Annotated in this window: 12 protein-coding genes; 11 read left to right on the top strand and 1 reads right to left on the bottom strand. The window is 64.6% G+C overall.

The window, feature by feature from the left end:
• Positions 1-118 precede the first annotated feature (118 nt).
• From IVB29_RS03315 to IVB29_RS03270, 10 genes are all read left to right on the top strand, one after another.
• Positions 119-1,420 carry an ammonium transporter gene (locus IVB29_RS03315; protein WP_247501967.1) on the top strand — a complete coding sequence of 434 codons (1,302 nt, stop codon included), beginning with the start codon at positions 119-121 and terminating at the stop codon, positions 1,418-1,420.
• A 38-nt stretch (positions 1,421-1,458) separates the two neighbouring features.
• The gene (locus IVB29_RS03310; RefSeq protein ID WP_247501966.1) at positions 1,459-1,773 is read left to right on the top strand and encodes a metalloregulator ArsR/SmtB family transcription factor; all 315 of its coding nucleotides are present in this window, start codon (positions 1,459-1,461) and stop codon (positions 1,771-1,773) included.
• A complete protein-coding gene (locus IVB29_RS03305) occupies positions 1,770-2,120 on the top strand; it encodes a hypothetical protein (protein WP_247501965.1) in 351 nt (116 codons plus the stop codon). The genes IVB29_RS03310 and IVB29_RS03305 overlap by 4 nt, the downstream gene beginning before the upstream one ends.
• Before the next feature lie 41 nt (positions 2,121-2,161).
• Entirely contained in the window at positions 2,162-2,764 is a 603-nt protein-coding gene (locus IVB29_RS03300) for an ATP-dependent Clp protease proteolytic subunit (protein ID WP_247501964.1), read from the top strand.
• 448 nt (positions 2,765-3,212) lie between these two features.
• Positions 3,213-3,551 (top strand): P-II family nitrogen regulator, encoded by a 339-nt coding sequence (locus tag IVB29_RS03295; RefSeq protein WP_008142813.1) that lies wholly within the window; start codon positions 3,213-3,215, stop codon positions 3,549-3,551.
• Positions 3,552-3,589: 38 nt separating this feature from the next.
• Complete coding sequence (locus IVB29_RS03290; protein WP_092027722.1) at positions 3,590-5,038, top strand: ammonium transporter; 1,449 nt, start codon at positions 3,590-3,592, stop codon at positions 5,036-5,038.
• A 204-nt stretch (positions 5,039-5,242) separates the two neighbouring features.
• A complete protein-coding gene (locus tag IVB29_RS03285) occupies positions 5,243-5,647 on the top strand; it encodes a GFA family protein (RefSeq protein ID WP_247501963.1) in 405 nt (134 codons plus the stop codon).
• 249 nt (positions 5,648-5,896) lie between these two features.
• Positions 5,897-7,111 (top strand): aminotransferase class I/II-fold pyridoxal phosphate-dependent enzyme, encoded by a 1,215-nt coding sequence (locus IVB29_RS03280; protein ID WP_247501962.1) that lies wholly within the window; start codon positions 5,897-5,899, stop codon positions 7,109-7,111.
• 9 nt (positions 7,112-7,120) lie between these two features.
• The gene (locus IVB29_RS03275) at positions 7,121-9,604 is read left to right on the top strand and encodes a DNA translocase FtsK (RefSeq protein ID WP_247501961.1); all 2,484 of its coding nucleotides are present in this window, start codon (positions 7,121-7,123) and stop codon (positions 9,602-9,604) included.
• Between the two features lie 152 nt (positions 9,605-9,756).
• On the top strand, positions 9,757-10,512 hold the full coding sequence (locus IVB29_RS03270) for an outer membrane lipoprotein carrier protein LolA (protein WP_247501960.1): 756 nt from the start codon (positions 9,757-9,759) through the stop codon (positions 10,510-10,512).
• Here the strand turns inward: IVB29_RS03270 and IVB29_RS03265 are convergent.
• A complete protein-coding gene (locus IVB29_RS03265; protein ID WP_247501959.1) occupies positions 10,491-11,720 on the bottom strand; it encodes a YbfB/YjiJ family MFS transporter in 1,230 nt (409 codons plus the stop codon). The genes IVB29_RS03270 and IVB29_RS03265 overlap by 22 nt on opposite strands.
• A gap of 134 nt (positions 11,721-11,854) precedes the next feature.
• On the opposite strand from IVB29_RS03265, the gene leuB reads away from it, so the two are divergent.
• A complete protein-coding gene (gene leuB / locus IVB29_RS03260) occupies positions 11,855-12,967 on the top strand; it encodes a 3-isopropylmalate dehydrogenase (protein ID WP_247501958.1) in 1,113 nt (370 codons plus the stop codon).
• Positions 12,968-13,100 lie beyond the last annotated feature (133 nt).

The raw sequence follows: 13,100 nt of genomic DNA, 5'->3' as shown, positions 1-13,100 counted from the left end.
TTTGTTTGACGCGTTTTTTCACGCGAACCGGTATCCGCTTCGCTCGAAAACGCTCTGCTTCGATCGCACCGGGCAACGACGCCACAGCGTGCGACGTCATCACTGCTGGGGGAACGACATGGCGAGATTGTTGCGCCGCGCAGCTGCTATGGCTGCGGGAATCGGATTTGTGTGGGCCATGACGTCACCGGCGCATGCCGCGAACTCCGAGATCAACACCGCCGATACCGCCTGGATGATCGTCGCCACCGCGCTGGTGCTGATGATGACGATCCCGGGCCTGGCGCTGTTCTACTCCGGCATGGTGCGCAAGAAGAATGTGCTCGCGACCATGGCGCAGAGCCTTGCCGCAGTGACGATCATCTCGATTCTCTGGGTCGCGTTCGGCTATTCGCTCTGCTTCGTCGGCGATGGCCCGTGGATCGGCACGCTCGACCGCTGGTTCCTCGCGGGCATGACCATGGACAGCGTCAACCCGGCGGCGAAGACGATTCCCGAGGCGCTGTTCATGCTGTACCAGATGACGTTTGCGATCATCACAGTGGCGCTGGTCGCGGGCGCGGTCGCCGACCGGATGCGGTTCTCCGCCTATCTCGTGTTTTCGGTCGCCTGGTTCATCTTCGTCTACATTCCCTTGGCGCATTGGGTGTGGGGCGGCGGCTTCCTCGCCAGCATGGGCGTGCTGGATTTCGCCGGCGGCCTCGTGGTGCATTTGTCGGCCGGCACCGCCGGACTCGTGGCGGCGAAGGTGATGGGACGCCGTCACGGCTACGGCACCGAAAATCTCTCGCCGTTCGATCTGTCGCTCGCGGTGATGGGCACCGGCCTGCTGTGGGTCGGCTGGTTCGGCTTCAATGGCGGCTCGGCGGGCGCGGCCAGTTCGCGCGCGGTGCTGGCGATCATCGCGACGCATCTTGCGGCCTGCTCCGGCGCGCTGACCTGGGGCGCGATCGAATGGTCGACCCGGCGCAAGCCCTCCGTGCTCGGCATGATCTCCGGCGCGGTCGCGGGCCTCGGCACCATCACGCCGGCCTCGGGCTTCGTTGCGCCGTGGCATGGCATCGTCATCGGCATGATCGCCGGTGCCGTCTGCTATTGGGCCTGCACCTGGCTGAAGCACCGCTTCAACTATGACGATTCGCTCGATGTGTTCGGCGTCCACGGCATCGGCGGCCTGACCGGTACCTTGCTGGCCGGCGTGTTTGCCACCAGCGCGATCGGCGGCACGGCCGGCCTGATCGAGGGCCACCCGCAGCAGCTTCTGATCCAGGTTTACGGGGTCGCCGTCACTTTCGTCTGGGCGGCGGGCGTGAGTTTTGTGCTGCTCAAGCTGGTCTCGCTGTTCGTGCCTCTCCGCGTATCGCGCGAGCATGAACTCGAAGGCCTCGACATTTCGCAGCATGGCGAGGCTTTGCAATAAGGCTTGCGCAACACATAAGTACGTGCTTATGTGTTGTCATGATCGAAGCCGACATCTTCAAGGCGCTGGCCGACCCGACGCGCCGCAAGGTCTTTGAGAAGCTCGCTGGCGGAAGCCTGAATGCCAGCACCTTGCGCGACGGATTGGAGATCAGCCAACCCGCGATGTCGCAGCATCTTGCGGTGCTGCGCTCAGCTGGCCTGGTGCGCGAGCAGCGGCAGGGCCGCTTTGTGAATTACGAAGTCGACCCCGACGGAATCGTCGCCATCGGGGCATGGCTTGCGCGCTACCGTGCCTATTGGCCGAAGCGCATGGAAGCACTCGCCGATCTCCTCAAGGACATGGATCAATGAGCGACGCAGTCGAAACGGATCGTCCCGACGCAAAGCTGGTGCTCGAATATGAGTTCGATGCGCCGCCGGCAAAGGTCTGGCGCGCCGTAACCATTCCGGCTTTGCGCGAGCGCTGGCTGCCGGATTGCGACCTCGCGGGCGCCGAACCGGAATCATCGATTCCAGGCGAAGAGGTGCGCTACCGGCTTCGTGATTCCGAGCCGCCCTATCGCGAAAGCCACGTCATCTTCCGGATCGAGCCGAACGAGGACGGCGGCACCCGCTTTCGCATCATCCAGCAAGCCTGCGACGTAGCGCTGCCGAAGCCGGCCAACAGCAATTGCTGCCTGATGCGCGCAGCCGCCTAACACCAGCAAGACTTCATCACCCGCAGACATGGAGGTCGCCGATGCGCGACATGCTTCAGCTCGTCCCTATGGTTGTGGAACAATCCGCCCGCGGTGAACGGTCCTTCGACATCTACTCGCGGCTGCTGCGCGAGCGCATCATCTTCCTCAACGGCGAGGTCAATGATGCGATGTCGGGCCTCGTCTGCGCGCAGTTGCTGTTCCTGGAGGCGGAGAATCCGCACAAGCCGATCAATCTCTACATCAATTCCTACGGCGGCGTGGTCACCTCCGGCCTCGCGATGTACGACACCATGCAGTTCATCAAGGCGCCGGTTCATACGCTGTGCATGGGTACCGCGCGCTCCATGGGCTCGTTCCTGCTGATGGCCGGCGAGCCCGGTCACCGCGCCGCGCTGCCCAATGCGAGCTTGCACGTGCATCAGCCGCTCGGCGGCTTCCAGGGCCAGGCGTCCGACATCCTGATCCACGCCACCGAAATGCAGGAAACCAAACGGCGCCTGATCCGGCTCTACGCGCGGCATTGCGGGCGCCGCGAGGAGGAGGTGGAACGGACCCTGGATCGCGACCACTTCATGACCGCGCAGCAGGGGGTCGAATGGGGGCTGATCGACAGGGTGTTCGCGGAGCGCGACGCTGCCTGATGGGCCGACAGCGGCCTCCAGCCGGAGACCATCCGGCAAGCGTCATCCTGCCCAAGCCGGCCATTCGGTTGCGCCTATTTGCGCGTATCTCATGAGCAGGACCGCGAGGGGCGCGATATTTCGCAGCACGGCAAGGCTCTCACGCCATAATAGGATACCTTTTGTCTGCCCGACGCATGAGCAGCATTGTGTCGGCAGTCTGTCTTGCCCAGTTTTTGACCAGACGTGATCACGTAATGAGCGCGACGTAATGGCGCACTGCGCCGCAATACGCGTCAAACGCGAAAACACCCGTTTTCATAGTCCGTTAGGCAATCCGCCCGATCTGGCACGGCATTTGATTCTATGGGTCCTGGCTGTGCCCGCGTAGTGAACTTTCTCCCTCGTGGCGAACCAGTCGAGAAACGCCCGGCCACGTCCGGACCGGGCCCAAGCGGGGATAGGACCCATGAAAATTGTTATGGCGATTATCAAGCCATTCAAGCTGGAAGAAGTCCGTGACGCCCTGACCGCCATCGGCGTTCACGGTCTCACGGTGACGGAAGTCAAGGGATATGGCCGCCAGAAGGGCCATACGGAAATCTATCGCGGCGCCGAATATGCCGTGAGCTTCCTGCCCAAGATCAAGATCGAGGTCGCTGTCGCCTCCGACCAGGTCGACAAGACCATCGACGCCATCACGTCCGCCGCGAAAACCGGACAGATCGGCGACGGCAAGATCTTCGTCATCAACCTCGACCATGCGGTTCGCATCCGCACCGGCGAGGCCGACGCAGCGGCACTTTGATTTCGCGCTCAATCAAAATTCAATCAGGAGTAAATGAAATGACGTTTAAGCGTCCCTATGGCGCGGGATTGGCGGCTCTCGCAGTCGGCCTGTTCGCTGCGACCGCAGCCTATGCCGAGCCAACGGTCAACAAGGGAGATAACGCCTGGATGCTGACATCGACAGTGCTCGTGCTGTTGATGACCATCCCCGGCCTCGCGCTGTTCTACGGCGGCCTCGTCCGTTCCAAGAACATGCTCTCCGTTCTGATGCAGGTGTTCTACACCGTCTGCGTCGTCACCGTGATCTGGGCTGTGTACGGCTACAGCCTCGCTTTCACCGGCGGTTCCGACTTCATCGGCGGCTTCTCCAAGGCCTTCATGATGGGCGTCACCACCGACTCGAAGGCCGCGACCTTCTCGGTCGACGCCAATATCTCGGAGCTCATCTATATGTGCTTCCAGATGACCTTCGCGGCGATCACGCCCGCCCTCATCGTCGGCGCCTTCGCCGAGCGCATGAAGTTCTCGGCGATCGCTCTTTTCATCCCGCTCTGGGTCACGCTGATCTACTTTCCGATCGCGCACATGGTCTGGTACTGGCCCGGCCCGGACGCGATCCAGGATGCGGCCAAGGCTCTCGCTGCTGCTGCTGATGGAGCGGCGAAGACCGCGGCTCAGGCCAAGCTCGACGAGATCAATGCCGACGCCGGCTGGATCTTCAAGAAGGGCGCGATCGACTTCGCAGGCGGCACCGTGGTGCACATCAACGCCGGCATTGCAGGTCTCGTCGGCGCTCTCCTGATCGGAAAGCGCACCGGCTACGGCAAGGAGCTGATGGCTCCGCACTCGCTGACCATGTCGATGATCGGCGCCTCGCTGCTCTGGGTCGGCTGGTTCGGCTTCAACGCCGGCTCCAACCTGGAAGCCAACGGCGGCGCAGCGCTTGCCATGACCAACTCCTTCGTCGCCACCGCAGCCGCCGCGCTGTCGTGGATGTTCGCGGAGTGGATCATCAAGGGTCACCCGTCCGTTCTCGGCGTCATCTCCGGCGCTGTCGCGGGCCTCGTGGCCGTCACCCCCGCCGCCGGCTTCTCCGGCGTGATGGGCGCGATTGTCCTCGGTCTCGTGGTCGGCGTGGTCTGCCTGTTCTTCTGCACCGTCGTGAAGAATGCGCTCGGCTACGATGACTCGCTCGACGTGTTCGGCGTGCACTGCATCGGTGGCATCATCGGCGCCCTCGGCACCGGCATCCTGGTGAACCCGGCCCTCGGCGGCGCGGGCATCATCGACTACACGGCGATCCCGCCGAAGGTTGCCGATTACGACTTCACCGCGCAGATGATCTCCCAGATCGAAGCCGTCTGCACCACGCTGGTGTGGTCGGGCGTCGGTTCGGCGATCCTCTACAAGGTCGTCGATGTGATCGTTGGCCTCCGCGCCAATGTCGAGACCGAGCGTGAAGGCCTCGACATCACCGAGCACACCGAGCGCGCCTACAACATGTAACGATCCTCCCGGGCGCGGTTCTCCTCGGGACCGCGCCCACAACTACGGTTTGGGCACATACCCGGCAATGCCCCGACCGTTGAGGGGCTCCAGCGCAAGTTGGAGCCCCTTTCTTTTTGCCCAGCGCGACAAAGAAAAGCATTGCCATTCCAGATTGCCGGCGCAGAAATACCGACCACAACGAAAAACAATCGGGAGGTCGTCATGCGTTTGGAAGGCGGATGCTATTGCGGCGAAGTGCGCTATGTCGCCGAGGGCGATGCGATGATGCAGGCCCAGTGTCATTGCCGCGAGTGCCAGTACATCTCGGGCGGTGCGCCCAACACCTTCATTGCGATGCCGGCGGCCGGCTTCAGCTACATCATCGGACAACCCAAGCAGTTCACGCGCAAGGATCTCGAACGCGCCGTCACGCGCGAATTCTGCGCCGAATGCGGTACCCATCTGGTGACCAAGGTTCCGGGCCTGCCCGCAGCGATCCTGAAGGTCGGCACGCTGGACGAGCCGAAACAGTTCCGCCCGCAGATGGCGATCTACACCTGCGACAGCCAGGAGTTCCACGCGATCCCCGCGGGCATGGCGACGTTCGAGAAGCTGCCGGAGCATTAGGTCGATCCCTGACAGCATTCTATCTCTGTTCTGGCGTCAGCGGCGCTTGCGCGCCGACCTCTCCCGCTTGCGGGAGAGGCTGGAACCGCCGCGCATCCCGTTGTTATTCGGCCCCAATATTCCCGCTCTGGACGCACCCGCCCGCCGATGGTTAATCGCGTCTTAACCTCGCCCTATCTATGGTGAACTGAACCGCTTCCCGCCGGCGCCTTGCTGCGACCGGCTGTTCCAAGAGTGCTGGCGTCCAGAATGGTCATGACCGCTTCATCCCGTGCGCCGCAGGCCAGTGGAAGTTCCGATAGCGAACGCTCGCCCTTTGTCCGGCTGAACGAGCTACTGGCGCCGCATCAACCCGGCAAACCCTTGATTTCGCTCGCGGTCGGCGAGCCGCAGCATCCCGTGCCCGATTTCGTCGGTCCGGTGCTGGCCAAGCACATCGCCGATTTCGGCCGTTACCCGATGAACCAGGGCACCGAGCCGTTCCGGATTGCAGCCAGCGCCTGGTTGTCATCGCGCTTCAAGCTGCCGCGAGCGCTCGACCCCAAGAGCGAAATGCTCGTCCTCAATGGCAGCCGCGAAGGGCTGTTCCTCGCCGCGATCGCAGCCGCGCGCTATGTCGGCCCGAAGCCCGGCAAGCCCGCCATCCTGATGCCGAATCCGTTCTATCCGGTCTATGGCGCCGGCGCCGGTGCCGCAGCTTGCGAGTCGGTCTATCTGCCGACCACCGTCGAAAACGGTTTCCTGCCCGATCTCGACGCCATCGACGAGGCGACGCTGGCGCGCACCGTGGCGTTCTATCTGGCCTCGCCCGCCAATCCGCAGGGCTCCGTCGCATCGCGCGATTATTTCACGCGCCTGAAGCAGCTCGCCGATCGCTACAACTTCATGATCCTCAGCGACGAGTGCTACTCCGAGATCTACACGCGCGAGGCCCCGGGCAGCGCGCTCGAATGCGCCGGCCCCGATTTCACCCGCGTGGCTGCGTTCCAGTCGCTGTCGAAGCGCTCAAACCTGCCGGGCCTGCGCGTCGGCTTTGCCGCCGGCGACAAGAGATTCATCGGCATGTTCCTCGAGCTGCGCAACATCGCAGCCCCGCAGGTCCCGGTGCCGCTCCAGCATGTCGCGACCGTCGCTTACGGCGACGAAGCGCATGTCGAGGAGAACCGCAGGCTCTACCGGATCAAGTTCGATCTCGCCGACCAGATCATCGGCAATCGTTACGGCTATCGCCGGCCCGACGCCGGCTTCTGCGTCTGGCTCAACACGTCCGAGCTCGGCGACGACGTGTCGGTGTGTCTAAGACTCTTCAAGGAAGCAGGCGTGCGCGTGGTGCCCGGCAGCTTTTTGGCCCGGCTCCAGCCCGACGGCTTCAATCCCGGCGCAGGCTACATTCGCCTCGCGCTGGTGCAGGATGGCGAGACCACGGCGGCGGCGTTGCACCGCCTGGTCGAGACTCTGGGTTAGGCGGGGCCCGTGAGCATGTCGGCAATCGAACGTGTCATTCCACTGGTCGGCCATTTGCCGCCGTCGATCCGCGAGGCGTTGACGCGGCGCGTGCGCGAGCTCACCGGCTTCGGCCTGATCACGCTGTCGGGCACAGCCTCGGCGGCGATGATGACCTGGTCGGTGCAGGATCCCAGTCTCAGCCACGCCACCTCGCGGCCGATCCGCAACATTCTTGGTTATGCCGGTGCGATCGGCGCCGACCTTGCGATGCAGATCCTCGGGCTCGGCGCGATCATGCTGGTCCTGACCGTGGCGGTCTGGGGCTGGCGCATGATGACCCATCGCCCGTTCGACCGCGAAGCGCTGCGGCTCGGCTGCTGGATCCTCTGCACGGTGATCGCGGCTGGCTTCGTCAGCTGCTGGCCGCACGGCGGCGCATGGCCGCTGCCGACCGGTTTGGGCGGTGTGGTCGGCGATGCGCTGGTACGCGCGCCCGCGGTAATTTTCGGACCGCCTGGCGCGATCTATCGCACGGTGCTCGGTGTGATCCTGTTTGCAGGCCTGGCCGCGACTTTCCTGATCGCCTGCGGTCTCGGCGCGCGTGAGCACGACGAGGAACTCGCGGACATCGAGGATGACGACAAGCCGCTCGACGAAAACGAAGAGAGCGATCGCGGCTCGGTGTCACTGGGCTGGTTGTTCCACGCGCTGATGAGCACGAAGGCACGGCTGATCTGGCTGTGTGGTGCCGCTTACCGCTCGCTGGTCTCGAGCGGGCCGAAGACCAAGGCGATCGCCTTCAGCCGCCAGGAGCCGAAGCTCGGCGGTGGCCGCGCCGCGCCGTCGATCTCGCCGCAGTCCGAGGACGAGGACTACGAAGACGCGCACGAAGAGGAAGCGGACGACGAGGAGGAAGAAGAGGAAGAGCCCGCCGCGCGTGCCCCACGCAAGAAAGCTGCGCCAAAAGCCGCTTCCAAAAAATCCTCCGACAAGTTCGAGCTTCCGTCCGTCTCCGTGCTTGCCGCGCCCAAGGCAGGCGATCGCCAGCCGCTCAGCAAGGCCGAGCTGGAAACCAATTCGCGCGCGCTCGAAGGCGTGCTGCAGGACTTCGGCGTGCGCGGCGACATCGTAAAGGCCCATCCGGGTCCCGTGGTCACGCTGTACGAGCTGGAGCCGGCCCCCGGCATCAAGTCGTCGCGCGTGATCGGCTTGGCTGACGACATCGCCCGCTCGATGAGCGCGCTGTCGGCGCGCGTCGCGGTCGTGCCCGGCCGCAATGCCATCGGCATCGAGCTGCCGAACGCGCATCGCGAAAAGGTCTATCTGCGCGAATTGCTGGTCGCCAAGGAAACCACGGAGTCGGTGGCGAAGCTGCCACTGTGCCTCGGCAAGACCATCGGCGGCGACCCTGTCATCATCGACCTCGCCCGCACGCCGCACATGCTGATCGCCGGCACCACCGGCTCCGGCAAATCGGTCGCGATCAACACCATGATCCTCAGCCTGGTCTATCGGCTGCGCCCCGATCAGTGCCGCCTGATCATGGTCGATCCGAAGATGCTCGAACTCTCCGTCTATGACGGTATTCCCCATCTGCTCACCCCCGTCGTGACGGACCCGAAGAAGGCGGTCGTCGCGCTGAAATGGGCCGTGCGCGAGATGGAAGAGCGCTACAAGAACATGGCCAAGCTCGGTGTGCGCAACATCGACGGCTACAATACGCGCCTGGGCGAACTGAAGGCCAAGGGCGAAGAGCCGACGCGCACGGTGCACACCGGCTTCGACAAGGAAACCGGCAAGGCGATCTACGAGGAAGAGAAGCTCTCGCTCGACCCGCTGCCCTACATCGTCATCATCGTCGACGAAATGGCCGACCTGATGATGGTCGCCGGCAAGGACATCGAAGGCGCGGTGCAGCGCCTCGCGCAGATGGCGCGCGCCGCCGGCCTGCATGTGATCCTGGCGACGCAGCGTCCGTCCGTGGACGTCATCACCGGCACCATCAAGGCGAACTTCCCGACCCGCATCGCCTTCCAGGTGACGTCCAAGATCGACAGCCGCACGATTCTGGGCGAAATGGGCGCCGAGCAGCTGCTCGGCCAGGGCGACATGCTCTACATGGCCGGCGGCGGCCGCATCAGCCGCGTGCACGGACCGTTTGCGTCGGACGACGAAGTCGAGAAGGTGGTGCGCCACCTCAAGACGCAGGGCCAGCCGGAATATCTCGAAGCTGTTACCGCGGAAGAGCCCACCGAGGACGAGGACGGCGGCGCCGTGTTCGATGCCAGCGGCATGGGCGCGGATGGCGGCGGCGACCTGTTCACGCAGGCCGTTGCCATCGTCAAACGCGACCGCAAGGCCTCGACCAGCTACATCCAGCGCCGCCTGCAGATCGGCTACAACCGCGCCGCGTCGCTGATGGAGCGCATGGAACTGGAAGGCATCGTCGGACCCGCCAATCACGCCGGAAAACGCGAGATTCTGGTCGAGGAAGAAGACAGCCATATGTGAGGCGAGGAGCCTCAAAACGTAATTTCACGCGAAATCGTTATCTGCTTTTGCCCAAAATCACGCTAAAAAGGCGCCCAGCCACACAGGACGACGCGTTGATCAGACCTCCGGACATTCGATTCGCTGCCACCATCGCTGCGCGGAGCGCGCGCGTGGCCGGCGTGCTTCTCGTCACCGCCGCGATGGTGACCGCGACGTCATTCGCGCAGACCGTGCCCGTGCCAAAACCCGCGCCGAAGGGCCGCGATGCCGGCGCGTCCGCCAGTGGGCCCGCCGTCACCGGCGCGACGCAGACGCCGCCGAACCCGGTCATTCCGGATCCGCGCCGCAACGTGCCGAGCAGCATCTTCCAGACTTTTGACGCCAACCAGAAGGCGCAGGCGGCCAAGGTCAGCGCCTATCTGTCGTCGCTGTCGACGCTGGTCGGGAATTTCGTCCAGGTCGGCCCCGACGGCAGCAAGACGCAGGGCGATTTCTACATCCAGAAGCCGGGCAAGGTGCGCTTCGAATATGACGCGCCAAGCCCGATCGACATCGTCGCCGACGGATCCTCGCTGGTGGTGCGCGACCGCAAGCTTGCGACGCAGGACGTCTATCCGTTGTCACAGACGCCGCTGCGCTTCCTGCTGTCCGACCGCATCGACCTGATGAAGGACACCAATGTCGTCAGCGTCACGGCCGACGATATCTTCGTCAGCGTCACGATCGAGGAGAAGCAGGCGCTGGTCGGCACCAGCCGCCTGATGCTGATGTTCGGCGCCAAGGACGGCCAGTTGAAGCAGTGGACCGTCACCGATCCGCAGGGCTACGACACCACGATCGCGGTCTACAATCTCGACGCGACCAAGAAGCTCGATCCCGGCATGTTCAAGATCGACTTCACCAATTACGGCCCCGCGCCGGGATAGCTCTCCGGTGCCGTAGGGTGCCTGGTCGGCCCGACCTTGCGCTGAAGCAACGACAGCACCGCCCCCAGCGCCAGCAGCGCCGCCGACACATTCAGCGCGTAACTCAAGCTGCCCAGCGCATCCGTGATCGCGCCGACCACGATCGGGCCGAGTGTCTGGCCGACCCCGAACGAGATCGTCATCGCCGCGATCGCAGTTGGCCACACCTCGGGCGGATAATTGAAGCGGACGAAGGCCGTGGTCGAGCCGACGACGGCGAAGAAGGCGACGCCGAACACGACGGCCGAGGTCGCGAGCCACGCCGGCGAATGTCCGAGCATCGGCAAGGCGGCACCGAGCGCGTTGGTGCCGAGGATGATCGCGGTCGCAAGTCCACCGCGGTCGAGCGCAAGCACGCGACGCCAGAACCACGGTGTGACGAAGGCGCTGAGACCGATCAGGCTCCAGAACGCAGCCTGTGCCGCGGCTCCGCCGCCGCCGTCGCGCACATAGGCGATCATGAAGGTCATGTAGGCGATGTAGCCGGCGCCGAACAGGAAGTAGGCTGCGAGATAGATCAGCACGGGCGGAAGCGCGAAGGCGGCGTGGCTGCCTTCCGAGAAGCGCGCGGCGCTTTCGATGCGGATCAGGAACAGCGGCACGGTCATCACGGCCGACAGCAGCGTCAGCGCCCACCAGACGATCCACCACGAGCCCGGTCCGAAATATTGCAGCGTGAACGGGGCGATCAGCCCCGAGGAGAGAATGCCGATGCCGGGTCCGGCGTAGAACAAGCTCAGCAGGAAATTGGCCCGCGCGGGCTGCGACTGCGCGACGGTTGCGGCCAGCGCGCCTCCGGCAACGAAGCCGGCCGCCGCCCCCAGGCCCAGCACGAGGCGCGCCAGGCTCAGCGCGACGAAATTGCCTGTCAGCGCGCAAGTGGCGAGTGCGGCGACGCAGGCGAGGGTCCCGCCGCGGATCGCCGCCGACCAGCCGACCCGCTGGATCAGCCGGGAGGCGACCAGTGCGCCCACGAGGTAGCCGACGGCGTTGATGGTGTTCATGAAACCGGCCGCCGAGTAGGACCACCCGAGGTCCTCCCGCATGTCGGGCAGCACCAGCGCATAGGCAAAGCGGCCGATGCCGAGCCCGACCGTCGCCGCCAGCGACAGGGTCAGGATCAGCCGCGCGGGGTGCGCGTCAGGCGGGGGACGATCAGGGGCGTGCAACAGGGGTACTCCGGCGACCGCAGTGTGGCAGGCTCCGCCCGCGTTGCACAGCCGCGCCCCGGCAATGGTGTCTTGCCAAGCGCGCAACGCCGCTCTAGCACTCCGGCCGAAATTCGATCTCAGAGGACACGACCATGGCGACCCACAAATTGCTGCTGCTCCCCGGCGACGGTATCGGCCCCGAGGTGATGGGCGAGGTGAAGCGGCTGATCGATTGGCTCAATTCGGCCGGGATCGCCAAATTCGAGACCGATACCGGCCTGGTCGGCGGCTCCGCCTATGACGCCCACAAGGTGTCGATCTCCGAAGGCGACATGGCCAAGGCGCTGGCCGCTGACGCCATCATTTTCGGCGCGGTCGGCGGCCCGAAATGGGATGCGGTGCCTTACGAGGTTCGCCCCGAAGCCGGCCTGCTGCGCCTGCGCAAGGATCTCGCTCTGTTCGCCAACCTCCGCCCGGCCGTGTGCTATCCGGCACTGGCCGACGCTTCGAGCCTGAAGCGCGAGGCGGTCGAGGGCCTCGACATCGTCATCGTGCGCGAGCTCACCGGCGGCGTCTATTTCGGCGAGCCCAAGACCATCACCGATCTCGGCAACGGCCAGAAGCGCGCGATCGATACCCAGGTCTACGACACCTATGAGATCGAGCGCATCGGCCGCGTCGCCTTCGAGCTGGCCCGGAAGCGCAAGAACAAGGTGACGTCGATGGAGAAGCGCAACGTCATGAAATCGGGCGTGCTCTGGAATGAGGTCATGACGGCGGTCCACAAGCGCGAATATCCCGACGTCACGCTCGAGCATCAGCTCGCCGATTCCGGCGGCATGATGCTGGTGAAGGCGCCGAAGCAGTTCGACGTCATCGTCACCGACAATCTGTTCGGCGACATGCTGTCCGACATCGCGGCGATGCTGACGGGATCGCTCGGCATGCTGCCCTCGGCCTCGCTCGGCGAAGTCGACGTCAAGAGCAAGAAGCGCAAGGCGCTGTACGAGCCCGTGCACGGCTCGGCGCCCGACATTGCCGGCCAGGGCCTCGCCAATCCCATTGCGATGATCTCGTCGTTCGGCATGGCGCTGCGCTATTCCTTCGACATGGGCGCGCTCGCCGACAAGGTCGACGCCGCGATCGCCGCGGTGCTGGCCAGCGGCCTGCGCACCGCCGACATCAAGTCGGAGGGCACGAAGGCCGCCTCGACCACGCAGATGGGCGAAGCGATTCTGAAGGAATTGCAGAAGCTGCACGCGTAAGCGGTAAGCACCGCTATCGTAGGGTGGGCAAAGCGAAGCGTGCCCACCACTTACTTCTATCGCGATTGCCGCGAGATGGTGGGCACGGCGCTTTGCGCCTTTGCCCACCCTACGGCACCTGCTCTCGGAGCCA

It is taken from the genome of Bradyrhizobium sp. 1 (assembly GCF_023073315.1).
Taxonomy (GTDB): domain Bacteria; phylum Pseudomonadota; class Alphaproteobacteria; order Rhizobiales; family Xanthobacteraceae; genus Bradyrhizobium.
The sequence above is the reverse complement of the archived record's forward strand: the minus strand, read 5'-3'. Positions and strand labels throughout refer to the sequence as shown.

Coding starts and splice junctions, on each gene's coding strand:
- IVB29_RS03280 (WP_247501962.1), top strand. CDS start 5,897: ATGGTCATGACCGCTTCATCCCGTGCGCCGCAGGCCAGTGGAAGTTCC.
- IVB29_RS03305 (WP_247501965.1), top strand. CDS start 1,770: ATGAGCGACGCAGTCGAAACGGATCGTCCCGACGCAAAGCTGGTGCTC.
- IVB29_RS03290 (WP_092027722.1), top strand. CDS start 3,590: ATGACGTTTAAGCGTCCCTATGGCGCGGGATTGGCGGCTCTCGCAGTC.
- IVB29_RS03295 (WP_008142813.1), top strand. CDS start 3,213: ATGAAAATTGTTATGGCGATTATCAAGCCATTCAAGCTGGAAGAAGTC.
- IVB29_RS03285 (WP_247501963.1), top strand. CDS start 5,243: ATGCGTTTGGAAGGCGGATGCTATTGCGGCGAAGTGCGCTATGTCGCC.
- leuB (WP_247501958.1), top strand. CDS start 11,855: ATGGCGACCCACAAATTGCTGCTGCTCCCCGGCGACGGTATCGGCCCC.
- IVB29_RS03300 (WP_247501964.1), top strand. CDS start 2,162: ATGCGCGACATGCTTCAGCTCGTCCCTATGGTTGTGGAACAATCCGCC.
- IVB29_RS03315 (WP_247501967.1), top strand. CDS start 119: ATGGCGAGATTGTTGCGCCGCGCAGCTGCTATGGCTGCGGGAATCGGA.
- IVB29_RS03310 (WP_247501966.1), top strand. CDS start 1,459: ATGATCGAAGCCGACATCTTCAAGGCGCTGGCCGACCCGACGCGCCGC.